We start from the raw sequence: 15625 nt of genomic DNA, 5'->3' as shown, positions 1-15625 counted from the left end.
CTGACGGCTACACCATGTTCCGCCCTACCCGCTCGACAGTTTCTCCACCAGGTCCGCCACCGGCAGCTCGGCGCGTTCCCCGGTCGCCCGGTCGCGCAGCTCGACGTACCCGTCGGTCAGGCGGCGTCCGACCACGACGGTGCGCGGGATGCCGATCAGCTCGGCGTCGGTGAACTTCACCCCGGCGGAGACGGTGGTCCGGTCGTCCACAAGCACCCGCAGGCCCGCGTCGGCGAGCCGGGCACCGAGGTCGAGCGCCGCGTCGAGCTGCGGACCCTTGCCGGCGGCCACCAGGTGTACGTCGCACGGCGCGACAGACGCCGGCCACACCAGTCCCCGCTCGTCGTGGTGCTGTTCGGCGATCGCCGCCACCGCCCGGGACACCCCGATCCCGTAACAGCCCATGGTGGGCCGGACCGGTTTGCCCTGCGGACCGAGGACGTCCACGGCGAAGGCGTCGGTGTAGCGGCGACCGAGCTGGAAGATGTGCCCGATCTCGATGCCCCGGCGCATGGTCAACCGACCGGTGGCGCAGGCCGGACAGGGGTCACCGGGGCGCACCTCGGCGGCCTCGACAGTGCCGTCGGGGGTGAAGTCCCGGCCGCACACCACGTTCGTGGCGTGCCGGCCAGCCTCGTTCGCGCCGGTCAGCCAGGCGGTACCCGGCACGACGCGGGGGTCGACCAGGTAGCGGACCCCGAGCTTGTCGAAGATCTGCGGCCCCAGGTAGCCCCGGACCAGCTCGGGATGCTCGTCCCAGGCGTCGAAGACGTCCACGGTGGCCGGTGCCAGCGCGGCGGCCAGCCGCTTCAGGTCGACCTCCCGATCGCCGGGCACCCCGACCACAAGCAGTTCGGGTGCCTCGACGCCCGGTCGGCGTACCGTCAGCACGACGTTCTTGAGCGTGTCGGCGGCCGACCAGTCGTCCCGGCCGGCCAGCCGGCGGTCGTTCGCCAGCGCGATCAGGCTGGCGATCGTCGGCGTCTCGGGGGTGTCGTGCACCTCGGTGAGCGGCTGCGCCTGCGGGTCGCCGGCCGCCGGGGCGGGCGTGGTCACCGCCTCGGTGTTTGCCGCGTGGTCGCAGTCGGTGCAGCCGACGTAGGTGTCCTCGCCGACCGGCGTGGTGGCCAGGAACTCCTCCGAGGCGGAGCCGCCCATCGCGCCCGACATCGCGTGCACCACCGTGTAGTCCAGGCCGAGCCGGTCGAAGATCTCCTGGTACGCCGCGCGGTGCCGGGCGTACGCGGCCCGCAGGCCCTCGTCGTCCAGGTCGAAGGAGTACGCGTCCTTCATCAGGAACTCACGCCCCCGGAGCAGGCCGGCGCGCGGGCGGGCCTCGTCGCGGAACTTGGTCTGGATCTGGAACAGCGTCACCGGGAAGTCCCGGTACGAGGTGAACAGATCCTTGACCAGCAGCGCGGCCAACTCCTCGTGGGTCGGTGCCAGCAGGTGCTCGGCACCGCGCCGGTCGGCCAGGGTGAAGATGTCGTCGCCGTACTCGGTCCACCGTCCGCTGGTGCGGTACGGCTCGGCCGGCAGCAGCGCCGGAAAGTGCACCTCCTGGTCGCCGATCGCGGTCATCCCGGCCCGCACGATCTCGGTGACCCGGTCCAGCACCAGCCTGCCCAGCGGCAGCCAGGTGTAGCCGCCCGGCGCGGCCCGCCGGATGTACCCGGCCCGCAGCAACAGCCGATGACTCGGCACCTCCGCGTCCGCCGGATCCTCCCGCAGGGTCCGGATCAACGACGTAGACATCCGCAACATCACCCCCGCACCCTAAAACCTCAATCCCCACCCCAACGACCCCTTTCTCCACCCCACCGCGGGGGTGGGGCCTGGCGTGGATGCGGGACGGGGTGGTGGTGGGGGTTACGGGTCGGGGGTGGTGAGGCCGGCGCGGTGGGCTATGACGGCGAGGGCGGTGCGGTCGCGGGCGTTCAGTTTGGTGAGCAGGCGGCTGACGTACGTGCGGGCGGTGGCCGGGCTGATGAAGAGCGCGCGGCCGATCTCGTCGTTCGTCTCGCCCAGCCCCACCCGGGTCAGCACGGCACGTTCCCGGTCGGTGAGCACGGCGAGCCGAGGATCGGGCGGCGGCTGCTTCGGCGCGGCGGCGAGCCGTTCCATGACCCGGCGGGCGACAGTGGGTGAGAGCAGGTTTCCGCCGGCCGCAGCCGTGTGCACAGCCCGCCGGAGGTCGTCGGAGGGGGTGTCCTTGAGCAGGTAGCCGGCGGCACCGAGGGCGACCGCCTCGATGATGTCCGCGTCGTCGTCGAAGGTGGTGAGGATCAGCACCCGGGTGGCGGCGAGGGCGTCGTCGGCGCGGATCGCCGCGGTGGCGGCCAGGCCGTCCATCACCGGCATCCGGATGTCCATGAGTACGACGTCCGGCCGCAACTGGCGGGCCAGGCGCAGACCGGATCGGCCGTCGGCGGCCTCACCGACCACTGAGAGCTGCGGGTCGGCCGCCAGCAGGGTACGGATCCCGGCTCGGACGAGATCCTGGTCGTCGACCACAAGCACGCTTGTCATACCGGCTCCAGGGGTAGTACCGCGCGTACCACGAAACCCGTCTGCCGGTGCCCGGCGGTGAGCGTGCCACCGAGGCTCTTGGCCCGTTCCCGCATGCCGGCGATGCCGTGCCCGGACCGGACCGCCGCCTGCGGGCCCTCGGAGCCGGTGTCGGCGACGGTGACGGTGAGCTGACCGGCGTGCTGTTCGGCGTGGATCTCGACGCGGCTACCGGCGGAGTGCCGGACCACGTTCGTGACCGCCTCCTGCACGATCCGGAACGCGGCGGCCTCCACGGGTGCCGGCAGGGGCGTGTCGACGGCCACCCGCACGTCGACGTCGAATCCGGCGGCGGAGGCGGCCCGGGTGACCGCGTCGAGGTTGGCCAGCGAGACGACGGTGCGTGGCGGGTCGCCAGGTGACCGCAGCAGCGTCACCGTCCGCCGCAGGTCGTCCATGCTGCGGCGGGCGGTGGACCGGATCAGCTCCAGCGCCGACCGGGCGGCGGCCTCGTCACGGCCCAGTGCCTCCCGGGCTACGTCGGCGTGCAGTGCGATCACCGAGGTGGTGTGGCCGAGGGAGTCGTGCAGGTCCCGGGCGATGGCCATTCGTTCGTCCCGCAGCCGGGCCTGTGCCTCCTGCCGGTACCGGGCCTCGGTCAGCTCGGCGATCCGTCGGGCGTCCGCCTGCGCGGTCCGCCGGGACCGCAGGCTGTCGCCGAGGGCGATGGCCGCACCCATCAGCAGGACGTGTCCGGCCAGTTCGTAGCCGACGACGAAGGAGAAATCCTGCCCCTCGGCGAGCCGGAAGACCACCGAGACCATGATCACCAGCACGGCGGCGACGATCGAGGCGGTGATCCGGCCGTGTTCGGCTGCGGAGAACAGGGCGGCGGCCACCGGCACCGCCAGGCCGATGGCCGGGTGGCCGGCGGCGTAGTAGGCGAACAGGCCGAGCACGCTGACGGCCAGCACCAGCACCGGGTAGCGCCGCCGCACCAGCATCAACGCGCCCAGGCCTACCGCCCACAGGTACGCGACCCGGTCCGGCCCGTGCCGGCCACCCTCGTTCGCGCTGATGACTATCGACACGGTGACCGCGACGCCCACGCCGAGGAGCACGTCGGTGACCCAGGGACGTACCCTCCGCTGCGTCGACTGGCCGGCCACGATTTTCAGCGTACGGCGAGCTCAGGCCGGCCGGAGTCGTCGGCAGGCGACACCGGCAGTCGCCTGCCGACGTACTTCGAGCGGGTCCGTGAGCGGATGGCGTGGCCGCCGATCGTTCCTAGCGTTGCCGGCATGAACACGTCAGCACGCCCGGCTCTCGGGCTTCCGTTGCTCACCCTGCTCGGGCTGGCACTGCTCGGACTGCCCCGGGTCGTGCTGCACGACCTGGACCTGGTACACGAGCGCACCTTCGTCAACCTGCTGCTGGTGGTCGTACCGCCGATCGTGTGGATCACAGTGGCGCTGGTGAAGCGGGTACCCAACCCGTTCCTGACCCTGCTCGTCGTCGGTCTGCTGTACGGCGTCCTGCTGGCAGTCACCCACCAGCTGCTCTGGCAGGTGGCCTTCGACGAGCAGCCCATCCTCGGCGGCAACCTGGCAGATCTCGCGCCGGGAACGCAGGAAGTCATCGTGCGGTTCTTCGCCGCGATCAGCAGCCTCTTCACCGGCGTCATCGTCGGCGTCGTCTCAGGCGTGATCGCCTGGGCCCTCTCCCGCGTGCGTCCCTGAGGAGGATCTTGGTGCGGTAGCGCCCTTCCAGGGCGTCCCCGCACCAAGATCTGCGGAAGGAGTCTCGGTGACCGTCGCGACGTTCTAGATTCGGGTACTGGTGGGGGTCGCCGTCTGAGGTGGGGGTGGGGGCGTTGTTTGCTGATGTGCGGAAGGTGGAGGTTGGCGTACTCGATGTGGGTTACGTCGACGCCGGTCCGCCGGACGGGCCGGCGGTGCTGCTGCTGCACGGCTGGCCGTACGACATCCACAGCTTTGCCGAGGTCGTGCCGCTGCTCACCAGCGCCGGCCACCGGGTGCTCCTGCCGTACGCGCGCGGCCACGGCACCACCCGGTTCCGGTCCGCCGACGCGGTGCGCAACGCCGAGCCGGCCGCCCTCGCTGTCGACACCGTCGCGTTCCTCGACTCGCTGGGAATCGAGCGGGCGACGCTTGCCGGGTTCGACTGGGGTGCCCGTAGCGCCGGCATCGTCGCCGCGCTCTGGCCCGACCGTTGCCGGGGCCTGGTCGCGGTGAGCGGCTACCTGATCGACGGCCAGGCGGCGGGCCGGGTGCCGCTGCCCCCGGTGGCCGAGCACGCCTGGTGGTACCAGTACTACTTCGCCACCGAACGCGGTCGGGAGGGCTACGCGCGGAACACCCGCGACTTCGCCAGACTGATCTGGCAGACGGCCTCGCCGAAGTGGGACTTTGACGACGCGACATTCGAGCGCAGCGCGACGGCGTTCGACAACCCGGACCACGTCGACATCGTCATCCACAACTACAGGTGGCGGCTGGGCCTCGCCGACGGGGAGCCGCAGTACGCGGACCTGGAGGAGCGGCTGGCCGGCAAACCGCCGATCACCGTGCCGACGATCACCCTGGAGGGGGACGCCAACGGCGCACCCCACCTGCCACCCCAGGTGTACGCCAAGCAGTTCACCGGCCCGTACGAACACCGCACGGTGAGCGGCGGGGTGGGGCACAACCTGCCACAGGAGGCACCGCAGGCTTTCGCCGACGCGGTACTCGCCGTCGCCTCCCGCTGACCGGGTGGCGGCTGTTGACCTCGCGTGAGGTGCTTGCGGTTGAGCGTGTGGCGGATCTGCGGGTGGCAGTACTCGCAGAAGAAGTTGCCTGACCACCCATCCCGCCGGACCAGCGCTCGGTGGTCCGCCCGGTTGCGGCGACGCCGCTGATCCACTCCGGTTGCGGCATCATGCGGCCTCCGGCGGCTGGGAAGCCCCCAGATGCCGCAACCGGAGAGCGCCGGACGCCCACCTCGGCGTTCCGGTGCCGATCACACCGGAACCATGTCTCAACTCTGCTCAGTGTGCGGGTCAGCCGCGCTTGGTGTTGGCGACGAAGTGACGCCAGGCGGTGGGGGTGAAGGTGAGCACCGGGCCGGTGGCGTCCTTGCTGTCGCGTACGCCGACCACGCCGGACAGGTTGTCGGCCACCTCGACGCACTCGCTGCTGCCGCTGCGGGTGGACTTGCGCCAGGTCGCGCCGGTCAGATCGTGGACCACGACTCCATCACTTCCTTCATCAGCAGCTCGGACTGTCCCTTGGGGAGGGCGACGCTGCGGATCCCCTCCCACCTCGCATGCAGGGTAGCGAGTTCGTCGGCCCTGTCGATCGTCGCGCCGCCGACGTGATTCTCCAGGTAGCCGACCCAGTCGCCGTCGGCCCCCCGGGCCAGGGCGAACGGGCCGTCGAGCCCAACATGCACGCTGACCTCGGCCGAAATGACGTGAATCAGCACGCCGCCGCGCTTCACGCAGTCGAGCAGGTGCCCGATCTGCTGCGTCATGATGCCCCGGAAGCTCTCGTCGGCCCGGCGCAGCGTGGCCTCCTCGATCACCGCGATCAGGATCGGCGGATCCGGCCGGGTCAGGATCGCCTGCCGGTCCATTCGCACCGCCAGCCGCCGCTCCACCTCGTCGTCGCTGAGCATGTCGTCGGCGCGGATCACCGCGCGGGCGTAGTGCTCGGTCTGGAGCAGACCCGGGACCAGCGTCGGGTGGTAGCAGCGCAACTGCGTGGCACTGCGCTCGGCGTCCAGCCAGGGGCGCAGGAAGTGCGGTTGGCCGTGCAGCTCGGCGATGCGCAGCAGGCCCAGCAGCAGGCCGTCGCTGTTCAGCACCTCGTCGGCCCGCTTGAGGAAGAGCCTGTCGAACGGGCGTTGCCCCAACTCGATCGCGGAGATCTGTGAGCCGGAGAAGTGCACCTGCCTGCCGAAATCCTCCTGGGTCAGGTCGGCGGCCAGCCGCAGCCGACGCAACTGCGCCCGGATCAGTTCGGCGGTCGGCTCGGATTCCACAGTGCCTCCACGATCGATCGGCTGCTCGGACGGGCTTCCCCGCCGGGGGGCGATCGCACCACGACCGGCGGCGGTGCCTTCCGACAGTAGTCGCCTGGTCACCACACTGTCACTGGCGGTCCTGCTCCCATCCATCGGGGACGGGGTGGGACTGCGCCGGGGCCGCCCCGCTATCCCCCGTGTCGGGGCGGCCCCTTCCCATTCGCCGCAGGAGGTGGAGATGCCCGACCCGAACCGAATGCCCGTGCCGCGCCGCGGCCCGGCGGCCGATCGGCCCCGGCGGCGCCCGCTGGACGGGCCGCAGCATCTGCCGCTACGCCCGCTCTGGTTGTGCCGCGCCTGCGGGCTGTCCTGGCCGTGCGCCGAGGCCCGGCTGCTGCTCCGCGTCGAGTACGACAACCGTTGGCTGGACCTGGCGGTCTACCTGTCCGGGCTCTACTACGAGGCGACCCATGACCTGTTCCGGCTCGACCCGGAGGGCGGCCCGACCCCGCGCGAACTGTTCCAGCGGTTCGTGGCCTGGGGCCCGTACCGTCGGCCGGCTGTCGCCCTGCCGCCCGCCTGCACCGGCCGTTGCCGTACCAACTGACCGGCCCGGAATCGGCCCTGCGCCGCTGTACCAGGGCCGGCGGGGCGGTGTCTGCCGGATTGAGGTCGGCGGGCACGGTAGCGGCCCGGCTCTGCGCTCACCGGCCCGGTTCTGCGCCGACCGGCCCCGGGCGGGGCCGGTCGGCGGAAGGATCAGGAAGCGGTGGTGTCGTCGCCGGAGACGAACGCGACCGATCGGCGGCGTCGGGCGAGCAGCAGCACGATGCCCGCCGCGACCATGGCGAGACCGGCTCCGGCGATCAGCCCGGCCTGCGGCCCGGTGACCGGCAGGCCACCACCGCCACCGTTGTCGTCGTCCTTCTTCGCGGCGACCACGACGGCGTACCCGTCCTGGTTGTCGCTGGCGTCGACGTCGGCCGCCGGTACGGCTACGGCGTTCGCCGGCAGCACGGTCCGCTCCGGGGCGGAGCGGGCGCTGATGCCGTCGGTCAGGCCCTCGACCTGCACGGTCCCGCCGGCCAGAGTGACAGGGGCCTTGCTGTCGGCAGGCACCGTCACCAGGTTGTACAACTCGACAGCGGAGTGGACGTCGTCGTCCGGCTCGCTGTTCTCGCCGGGCGGTACGAGCGCGAGCGAATCGTAGGTGCAGACCGCCGACCGTCCGTCGTCGCCGACTGCGCACTCCTGCGGCGGCTGGGTGAAGGTCACGCCCTCAGGCAGGCCCAGGGTGACGGTGACACCGCTTACCGCCTTCACACCATGGTTGGCGATCCGGTACCGCACCGCGCCCGTCTCTCCCGGGTTCAACGTCCCGGTGGTTTCCAGCCGGCCGCCGGCACCGACGCGCACCGACTGCTTGACGTCCGGCGCCACCACCGACAGGTCGGCTTCGGCATCGTCGACGAGCGTGACAGTGAACTCTCTGGTCTCGGTGACCCGCTCCCCGTCCTCGCCCCAGATCATGTAGGCCTCGATCTGGATCTTGCCCTCGAAGGGCTCCTTTACTGATCCGGTGCTTACGGAGATGGGGTAGTCCACAGTGCCGCCGGGTGCCGGCAGCAGCTCCGGACCCGTGGACGTGCCGGCGCCGGCGCGGCAGTACCAACCAGCAGAGTCGCCGTCACACTCGCCGGAAGCACCACCCTGCCCCCAGAGGAACCAGGCTCTGTCCTGCCAGGCCACTTCGTCGGGCCGGACGCGATACTCGATCACACTCGGGGTCTCATCGGTCAGATTGGTGACCTTCAGGTGGAGCGTCTTCCTGGTGAACCCGACAGGAATCGTCGTACCGGTCAACTCGAACGTGAACTTCGGATCCGGGTCGACCGCCGAGGCGGGACCGGCGGGGAGAGCGATCCCGCCAACGAGAACCAGCGCGGCAGCGGCTGTCAGCGACAGCCAGCGACGACCAACGGCCACAGCAGAATCCTTCAGGTGTACGGAGCATGAACGGGGCGTGTGGTTCAGGACACTACTCGCGACCGGCCGACTGCGGTGCCCCCCGCTCAGCCGGAGCGCGCCACCCGGAAGCCCACGTCGTCGACGGTGAAGGTCGGATGGCTGCGGCGGCGTACCGAGGCGCGGCAACTCCAGTGCTCGTCGAACCATCCGCCGCCCCGGAGCACCCGGTAGCTGCCGTAGACCTCCGCGTCGTAGATGTCCCAGCACCAGTCCCACACGTTGCCCAACATGTCGTACAGGCCCCAGGTGTTGGGTTGCCGGCCACCGACCTCGTGGAGGTGTCCGCCGGAGTTGTCGCGGTACCAGGCGATCTCGTCGAGTGGCCCGTACCGGGGGCCGGTCGTGCCGGCCCGGCAGGCGTACTCCCACTCGGCCTCGGTGGGCAGCCGGTAGCCGTCGGCGGAGCCGTCCCAGTCGACGCGTTCACCGTCGACCCGGTACGCCGGCCGCAGCCCTTCCCGCGCCGAGCGGGCGTTGCAGAACCGGATCGCGTCCCGCCAGGAGACGCTCTCGACCGGCCGCCGGTCACCCGGGGAGGCGCTGGGACGCTCGCCGGTGACCTGCGCGTACTCGGCCTGGGTGACCGGGAAGGCGGCGAGCTGGTACGCCTCGACCTCGACCGACCACCGACGCTCGGTCCGTCGGTCGGAGAGCTGCACCAGCCCGGCGGGGATGGACACCATCACCCGTGCAGTGTCGATGACGTCCGCCACGTTCCCCCGCTCGGGGCACCGCCACACGGGTGGCCGATGCAAAACTTCCGGTGGTAGGCAGGGGTTCCTTCCCTACTCGCAGGTCGGAGGAGTGAGCGTGCGCTGGCGCAGTTACGTCGCGGTCGGGGACAGCTTCACCGAGGGTCTTGACGACGCGTACCCGGACGGCAGCTTCCGGGGTTGGGCGGATCTGGTGGCCACCCGGCTCGCCGCCGAGGTCGGCCCCGATTTCGCGTACGCCAACCTGGCCATCCGGGGGCGGACCTTCCCGAGTGTGGTGGCCGAGCAGGCACCGGCGGCGCTGGCGATGAAGCCCGACCTGATCAGCTTCGCGGCAGGTGGCAACGACGTGCTGCGTCGCAGCTTCGACCCGGACGCCCTGGTCAGCCGTTTCGACGAGGTGGTCGGCCGGCTGCGCAGCGGCGGTGCCGACGTGCTGTTGTTCCGGTTCGCCGACGTGATGGCACGGCTGCCCGGCCAACGGCTGATCGCGCCCCGGGTCGCCCTGCTCAACCGTGCCGTCGGGGAGACCGCCGAGCGGCACGGCGCGATCCTTGTCGACCTGTACGCCGACGACACGTACCTGAACCCGTTGCTCTGGAGCACCGACCGGCTGCACCTGTCCCCGGCCGGGCACCGCCGCGTCGCCGGCCAGGTGCTCACCGCGCTCGGCGTCGGCTGCGACGAGGAGTGGCTGCTGGTCCCGCCGAACCCGGAGCCCACCCCCTGGCTCTCCGCCCGCACCGCCGACCTCCGCTGGGCCGGTCAACACCTGGCCCCCTGGATCAAGCGCCGCCTCACCGGCCGCTCCTCCGGCGACACCCGCACCGCCAAACGCCCCACCCTCACCCCCCTAACCGACTAACCCACCCCACCCCACCCACCCACCCACGCACCCCCCGTTCACTTCGTTGATCATGAAGTTATTGCCCGATTTGGAGATCAACTAGGGCAATAACTTCATGATCAACGGGGCGGGGCAGGGGCGGGGGTGGGGCGGGGGTGGGGTGGGGTGGGGTGGGGTGGGGTCAGTGGAGGTGGCGGGTCCAGGTTCTGGTTTGGGTGGGGCCGGTGCCGAGGGTGGTGTCGGTCGGGGTGGTGACGACGATCGTGTCGTCGGAGAGGACCTGGACCGTCGGGGGGTGCTCGCCGTTGGCGAGGCGGCGGAGTTCGGGTGCGTCGAGGTAGCGGTCACCCGTCCAGTAGCCGACGTTGCCCCACGGATTGGTGACCACCAGCAGGCCACCGTTGACCGCGCCTACCGAGTTCGTGTCGGGTGGCAGTTGCGTCAGCTCCTGCCACCGGTCGCCTACCAACCGCCACACCCGATTCGTGGACGAGATGTCGAAGTTGTCGTGGCTCATGTTGATCAGCCACACGTCCCGACCGTCGGGTGAGACAAGCAACCGGGCGGCACCCGCAACGGCTGGCAGTTTCCGCCATGTCGCGCCGTCGTCGTCGCTCACCGCGACGGTCAGCCGGCCACCGTTTCGGATCGTCACCCAGATCCGACCGTCTCCGCCGTCGATCAGATCCTTGTCGGCCTCATCGCTCAGGGTCACCGGGGGTTGGGTCGGCACTGTTGCCGCACCGATCCGGCCGAGTTCCCATTCGGCGCAATCTATTTCGATCAGTTTGCCGCTTCCCGGACATTGGAGCAGGTACCCGCGCCGGGTGGCCACGCTGAGCTTGGTGACCTCCGGTGGGGCTTCCCGAGGATGCTCGCTGAAGGAGGCACCGCCGTCGGTAGTGACCAGGTAGCCGTCGGGTACGCCCACGGTGAGGTTCCGGCCGTCCACCGGCAGCAGGTAGTACCTTCCCGCCGGTCGGGGTTTGTTGGCCGTGCCCGGCAGTGGCGTCCGCTGCCAGGTCACACCCCCGTCGACGGTACGTGCGAGGTCGAGCCGGCAGTCGGTCCGGTCGCTGTCGTCGGGGTCGCAGGTGTCGAAGAGGGCCCAGCCGTGCCGGGCGTCGACGAAACGCAGTTCGGCCAACCTGCCAGCGACCCCCACCGGGTTCACCTTCCGCTCGAGCACCTGACCGCCAGGTGACGGGGTCGGTTCGGGCGGGTCGTTGGGCGGCGGGCAGGATGGTGAGCGCCTTGAGCAGCACCACCCGGTCCGGGTTCGGACCGGGCACGTGCTCCTCCCGCTGCCGAGCCAGGTGACGCACGGCGGTACGGACCCGGCGGAGCCGGCTGGTGGCCAGGTTCCAGGCCACCCGGCGGACGAACGCCGACGGGTCGTCGTACCCGCTGATCCGGTCCCAGCGCTCAAGGGTCCGGCAGAACGCCTCCTGGGTGAGGTCCTGTGCCTCGGCGTGATCACCGAGGTACGCGTAGAGCTGCACCGCCACCCGCTGGAAGTGCGCCTGGTAGAACTCGCTGAATTCCACAGGTGGTGGGTCGGCCCCTGGTGGCGCTGCGGTCATGGCGGTCCTCGTGTTCGGTGGCAGTCAGGAGTGTCACGCCTGGCGGACCAGATCCGCTGCACCCGAATTGCGATGGCCGAGCGAAGCCCGGCGTACTTTGGGGACCATGTCTGTGCCGAACGATCCCGATCCCCGACTTCAGTCGTACGCGGACCCGCAGCGACTGGTCACCACCGACTGGCTGGCCGAGCATCTGGGCGACGACGGTCTCGTGGTCGTCGAGTCCGACGAGGACGTCCTGCTCTACGACAGTGGCCACATCCCCGGTGCCGTCAAGGTCGACTGGCATCTGGAGCTGAACGACCAGGTGACCCGGGACTACCTGGACGCCGAACGGTTCGCCGAACTCTGTGCCGCCAAGGGCATCGGCCGTGACGACACTGTCGTCTTCTACGGCGACAACTTCAACTGGTGGGCCGCGTACGCCCTCTGGGTCTTCACGCTCTTCGGTCACCAGGACGTCCGGCTGCTCGACGGCGGCCGGCAGAAGTGGATCGCCGAAGGGCGGGAGTTGACCCGCGACAAGCCGACCCGACCCCGGGCCGACTATCCGGTACCGCAGCGCGACGACGCGCCGGTGCGGGCGTTCCGCGAGGAGGTGTCGGCGCACGTCGACGCCGGCCGCCCGCTTGTCGACGTGCGGTCGCCCGGTGAGTACACAGGCGAGATGCTGCACATGCCCGACTACCCGCAGGAGGGCGCGCTGCGTGGCGGTCACATCCCGGGCGCGGTGAGCAAGCCGTGGAAGTCCGCCGCCAACGACGACGGCACCTTCAAGTCGGCCGACGAGCTGCGGGCCATCTACGCCGACCAACTCGGCCTGACGCCTGACGACGACGTGATCGCGTACTGCCGCATCGGCGAACGCTCAAGTCACACCTGGTTCGTGCTGCGGCACCTGCTCGGCTACCCGAAGGTACGCAACTACGACGGCTCCTGGACCGAGTGGGGCAACCTCGTCCGCGCCCCCGTCGTCAAGGGCCCCAACCCCAGATGACACCATGTTGATCATGAGGTTAGCGGCGGAAATGAGATCAACTACGCCGCTAACCTCATGATCAACGCAGTGGGGTCAGTGGGGTCAGTGGGGGGCGGGGGCGCGTAGGTAGCGCTGGATGGTGGGGGCCAGCCAGTCGATCAGCTCGGCGGGGGAGATGTCGACAACCGGGGGTAGGCGCAGGACGTAGCGGGTCAGGGCTACGCCGAGGAGTTGGCTGGCAACCAGGCCGGCGCGCCGTGGGGCCTCGTCGGGGTCGGCGACCACCTGGCGGACCGTCGTGCCGAGCTGGATGGCGAAGATTTCGCGGACCCGCTCCGCCCCGCTCGGGTTCGTACTCGCCGTGCGCAGCAGCGCGGGCAGGGTGGAGTCCCCTTCCCACCTGGTGAAGAAGTAGCTGACCAGCGCCGTGCCGAGGCGATCGGCCGGTACGTCGCTCAGGTCGGGCAACCGCAGGTCGAACTCGGCAGCCGTGGCGAACAGGTTCTCCTTGCTGCCGTAGTACCGCATCACCATCGACGGGTCGATCCGCGCTTCCGCGGCGATGGCCCGGATCGTCGCCCGGTCGTACCCGTCGGCGGCGAAGCGGTCGCGGGCGGCGCGCAGGATGGCCGCGCGGGTCGCCTCGGAGCTGCGTCGTCCGCCGCCTGCCGCTGCCGGCGCCGCCTCGCGTCCTCCGCCGCCCGCCGCTGCCGGCGCCGCCTCGCGTCCTCCGCCGCCCGCCGGGTCCGTGCTGGGGCCCCCGCCGCCCGGCGGCGGATCCGCGTCGCGGTGTCCGCCGATGCCGGCCGGCTCCGTGGGCGGTTGCTGAGCCGGTCCGGGTACGCCCTCCGTCATGTGACCGACCGTATGCCAACGGCTGTTGACTTACCAGTCCGGGGCGGCCTAACGTTGCCAACAAGCGTTGGCCAACACTTGTTGGCATCCCCTCCGAGGAGGTCGTCATGCTGCCCGAACGTACGGACGTCCTGGTCGTCGGCGCGGGCCCGACCGGGCTCACCGCCGCACTCACCCTGGCCCGGCGCGGGGTCGAGGTGACAGTTGTCGACAAGCGGGAGACACCTGCGGTGACCTCGCGGGCCGCTGTCGTGCACGCGTACACCCTTGAGGTGCTCGACCGGATCGGAGTCGGCGAGGCGCTTGTGGCCCGAGGGCTGCGGTCGGCCCGGTTCAGCGTCCGCGACCGGGACCGGGTGCTCGTCACAGTGCCGTTCGGCGGGCTGCCCAGCCACCACCGGTACGCGCTGATGGTCTCCCAGTCGGTGACCGAGGAGGTGCTCACCGACCGGCTGGCCGACGCCGGGGTACGGGTGCTGCGCCCGTACCGACTCACCGGCCTGCACCTCGACGGCGAGGGCGCGGTGGCTGACTTCGACGGCACGACCGTGCGCGCCCGGTGGGTGACAGGTGCCGACGGCATCAACAGCACAGTCCGTGAGCTGGCCGGCATCACGTTCACCGGGCCGGCGGGCTCCGAGGAGTCGTTCGTGCTTGCCGACGTACGCGTGGACAGCGGCCTGCCGCGCGACGGCGCGTCGATCTTCCTCGCCCGGGGTGGGCCACTGGTCTGGGCGCCGCTGCCCGACGGGCGGGTACGCCTGGTCGCCACCGTCACCGATCCGCCGGCCGAGCCGGACGCGGCCTACCTGCAACGACTGCTCGACGAGCGTGGCCCGCGGCAGCGGCCGGACCAGGTGCGCGAGGTGCTCTGGTCCTCGCGGTTCCGGTTGCACCGCCGGGTCGCCGGGACGTTCCGCTCCGGGCCGGTGCTGCTGGCCGGCGACGCCGGACACGTGCACAGCCCGGCCGGCGGGCAGGGCATGAACCTCGGCATCAGCGACGCCGTCGACCTCGGTGACACCCTCGCCGACGTGTTCGCCGGGGCCGCCGAGACCCGACTGGACGAGTACGCGGCCCGACGTCGCCCGCTCGCCCACGAGGTGGCCGGGTTTGCCGACCGGCTGACCCGCCTGGCCACCGTGCCGCCGGCCGCCCGGCCGGCCCGGGACGTGCTGTTGCGCCTGATCTCGGTGCTGCCGCCGGTACGGCACCGGATCGCGCTGCGGCTCTCCGGCCTCAACCAGCGCCCGATGTGAGTCACAGTTCCCGGCAATCGGACTGACGGGTAACCACGGACCCGCGCTGTCGACACCCGGGTCTACGCTGGCCCGGTGACGGTGGAGCAGCAGGCCCGCGGCGCGAACGGCGGGGCCACGGGGGCGGGACGACGCCGATCCCGCAAGGACGAGATTCTCGAGATCGCGGTGGGTCTGTTCGCCTCCCGGGGCTACCACGGCGTATCGATGGACGACATCGGCGCGGCTGCCGGTGTCACCGGCCCGGCGCTCTACCACCACTTCGCCGGCAAGGAGGCGATGCTCGTCGCCGCGCTGACGCCGGTCAGCGAGGGGCTGCTCGACGGCGGCCAGCAGCGCTCCGGCGCCCATCCCGGCGACCCGCGCGCCGCCCTGGAGTCGCTCATCGACTTCCACGTCGACTTCGCGCTCGCCAACCCGGCAGTCATCGCACTGCACCTGCACGAGCTGGACCGGATGCCGGAGGAGCCCCGGCGGCGCATCCGCCGACTCCAGCGGCTCTACGTCGAGGAGTGGGTCACCGTGCTGACCGCCCTGCACCCGGGGCTGCCCGACGGTGAGGCGCGGGTGCTGGCACACGCCGCGTTCGGCCTGATGAACTCCACCCCGTTCCTCGGCGGCGAGGTCGACCACAGGCGGCGGGCCGAGCTGCTGCGGGCCGCCACGCTTGCCGCGCTGCTCGCCCCCACCCAGCCCGCCTGACCGTCGCCACGAGCGTCAGGCTGGTGGCGCTGCTCAGGTTGAGCCGACGGCAGGGGGTCTTTCTCGGGTCCGGTACGACGTGATTGGCTAGCCCGCGTCCCACAAGATGGAACGCTCGGAGGAAC

16 protein-coding genes and 1 pseudogene are annotated in these 15625 nt (G+C 71.1%); 7 read left to right on the top strand and 10 right to left on the bottom strand.

The genetic code is table 11. The features are described 5' to 3' along the window. Positions 1–24 precede the first annotated feature (24 nt). The 3 genes from Van01_RS09480 to Van01_RS09470 form a co-directional block, all read right to left on the bottom strand. Positions 25–1767 carry a proline--tRNA ligase gene (locus tag Van01_RS09480; protein ID WP_204004045.1) on the bottom strand — a complete coding sequence of 581 codons (1743 nt, stop codon included), beginning with the start codon at positions 1765–1767 and terminating at the stop codon, positions 25–27. 102 nt (positions 1768–1869) lie between these two features. Further along, positions 1870–2529 carry a response regulator gene (locus tag Van01_RS09475; RefSeq protein ID WP_204004042.1) on the bottom strand — a complete coding sequence of 220 codons (660 nt, stop codon included), beginning with the start codon at positions 2527–2529 and terminating at the stop codon, positions 1870–1872. Then, positions 2526–3677, bottom strand: a complete 1152-nt coding sequence (locus tag Van01_RS09470; protein WP_204004039.1) for a sensor histidine kinase — start codon at positions 3675–3677, stop codon at positions 2526–2528. The genes Van01_RS09475 and Van01_RS09470 overlap by 4 nt, the downstream gene beginning before the upstream one ends. A gap of 132 nt (positions 3678–3809) precedes the next feature. On the opposite strand from Van01_RS09470, the gene Van01_RS09465 reads away from it, so the two are divergent. Then, the gene (locus Van01_RS09465) at positions 3810–4247 is read left to right on the top strand and encodes a hypothetical protein (protein ID WP_204004037.1); all 438 of its coding nucleotides are present in this window, start codon (positions 3810–3812) and stop codon (positions 4245–4247) included. A 134-nt stretch (positions 4248–4381) separates the two neighbouring features. After that, the gene (locus tag Van01_RS09460; RefSeq protein WP_275410288.1) at positions 4382–5278 is read left to right on the top strand and encodes an alpha/beta fold hydrolase; all 897 of its coding nucleotides are present in this window, start codon (positions 4382–4384) and stop codon (positions 5276–5278) included. A 291-nt stretch (positions 5279–5569) separates the two neighbouring features. On the opposite strand, the gene Van01_RS09455 is transcribed toward Van01_RS09460, so the two are convergent. Both Van01_RS09455 and Van01_RS09450 read right to left on the bottom strand, forming a co-directional pair. Next, positions 5570–5758, bottom strand: coding sequence for a DUF397 domain-containing protein (locus tag Van01_RS09455; RefSeq protein ID WP_204004034.1), 189 nt, complete (start codon positions 5756–5758; stop codon positions 5570–5572). Further along, a complete protein-coding gene (locus Van01_RS09450) occupies positions 5743–6552 on the bottom strand; it encodes a helix-turn-helix domain-containing protein (RefSeq protein ID WP_239098961.1) in 810 nt (269 codons plus the stop codon). The genes Van01_RS09455 and Van01_RS09450 overlap by 16 nt, the downstream gene beginning before the upstream one ends. 220 nt (positions 6553–6772) lie before the next feature. On the opposite strand from Van01_RS09450, the gene Van01_RS09445 reads away from it, so the two are divergent. After that, positions 6773–7141, top strand: a complete 369-nt coding sequence (locus tag Van01_RS09445) for a hypothetical protein (RefSeq protein WP_204004017.1) — start codon at positions 6773–6775, stop codon at positions 7139–7141. Positions 7142–7293: 152 nt separating this feature from the next. Here the strand turns inward: Van01_RS09445 and Van01_RS09440 are convergent, their stop codons facing one another. After that, a complete protein-coding gene (locus Van01_RS09440; RefSeq protein WP_204004015.1) occupies positions 7294–8520 on the bottom strand; it encodes a COG1361 family protein in 1227 nt (408 codons plus the stop codon). A gap of 86 nt (positions 8521–8606) precedes the next feature. Then, the gene (locus Van01_RS09435) at positions 8607–9245 is read right to left on the bottom strand and encodes a formylglycine-generating enzyme family protein (protein ID WP_204004507.1); all 639 of its coding nucleotides are present in this window, start codon (positions 9243–9245) and stop codon (positions 8607–8609) included. Positions 9246–9372: 127 nt separating this feature from the next. Here Van01_RS09435 and Van01_RS09430 point away from each other — a divergent pair, with 127 nt between their 5' ends. Then, positions 9373–10140 (top strand): SGNH/GDSL hydrolase family protein, encoded by a 768-nt coding sequence (locus tag Van01_RS09430; protein ID WP_204004011.1) that lies wholly within the window; start codon positions 9373–9375, stop codon positions 10138–10140. Between the two features lie 163 nt (positions 10141–10303). On the opposite strand, the gene Van01_RS32930 is transcribed toward Van01_RS09430, so the two are convergent. Both Van01_RS32930 and Van01_RS32925 read right to left on the bottom strand, forming a co-directional pair. Further along, positions 10304–11287 (bottom strand): beta propeller repeat protein, encoded by a 984-nt coding sequence (locus Van01_RS32930; protein ID WP_239098969.1) that lies wholly within the window; start codon positions 11285–11287, stop codon positions 10304–10306. Positions 11288–11468: 181 nt separating this feature from the next. Then, positions 11469–11705 (bottom strand): annotated as a pseudogene (locus Van01_RS32925) (sigma factor); the annotation flags it as partial. 106 nt (positions 11706–11811) lie between these two features. Between Van01_RS32925 and Van01_RS09415 the strand changes: the two are divergent. Continuing rightward, entirely contained in the window at positions 11812–12702 is an 891-nt protein-coding gene (locus Van01_RS09415; RefSeq protein WP_204004001.1) for a sulfurtransferase, read from the top strand. Between the two features lie 84 nt (positions 12703–12786). Here Van01_RS09415 and Van01_RS09410 read toward each other — a convergent pair whose 3' ends face one another. After that, on the bottom strand, positions 12787–13539 hold the full coding sequence (locus tag Van01_RS09410; protein ID WP_204003998.1) for a TetR/AcrR family transcriptional regulator: 753 nt from the start codon (positions 13537–13539) through the stop codon (positions 12787–12789). A 107-nt stretch (positions 13540–13646) separates the two neighbouring features. Between Van01_RS09410 and Van01_RS09405 the strand changes: the two genes are divergently transcribed. Next, entirely contained in the window at positions 13647–14798 is a 1152-nt protein-coding gene (locus tag Van01_RS09405) for an FAD-dependent oxidoreductase (protein WP_204003995.1), read from the top strand. 75 nt (positions 14799–14873) lie between these two features. Then, positions 14874–15500 (top strand): TetR/AcrR family transcriptional regulator, encoded by a 627-nt coding sequence (locus Van01_RS09400; protein ID WP_204003992.1) that lies wholly within the window; start codon positions 14874–14876, stop codon positions 15498–15500. Positions 15501–15625 lie beyond the last annotated feature (125 nt).

The organism is Micromonospora andamanensis (assembly GCF_016863495.1).
GTDB classification, from domain to species: domain Bacteria; phylum Actinomycetota; class Actinomycetes; order Mycobacteriales; family Micromonosporaceae; genus Micromonospora; species Micromonospora andamanensis.
Note: the sequence above shows the minus strand (reverse complement) of the source record. Positions and strands in the feature narration are given on the sequence as shown.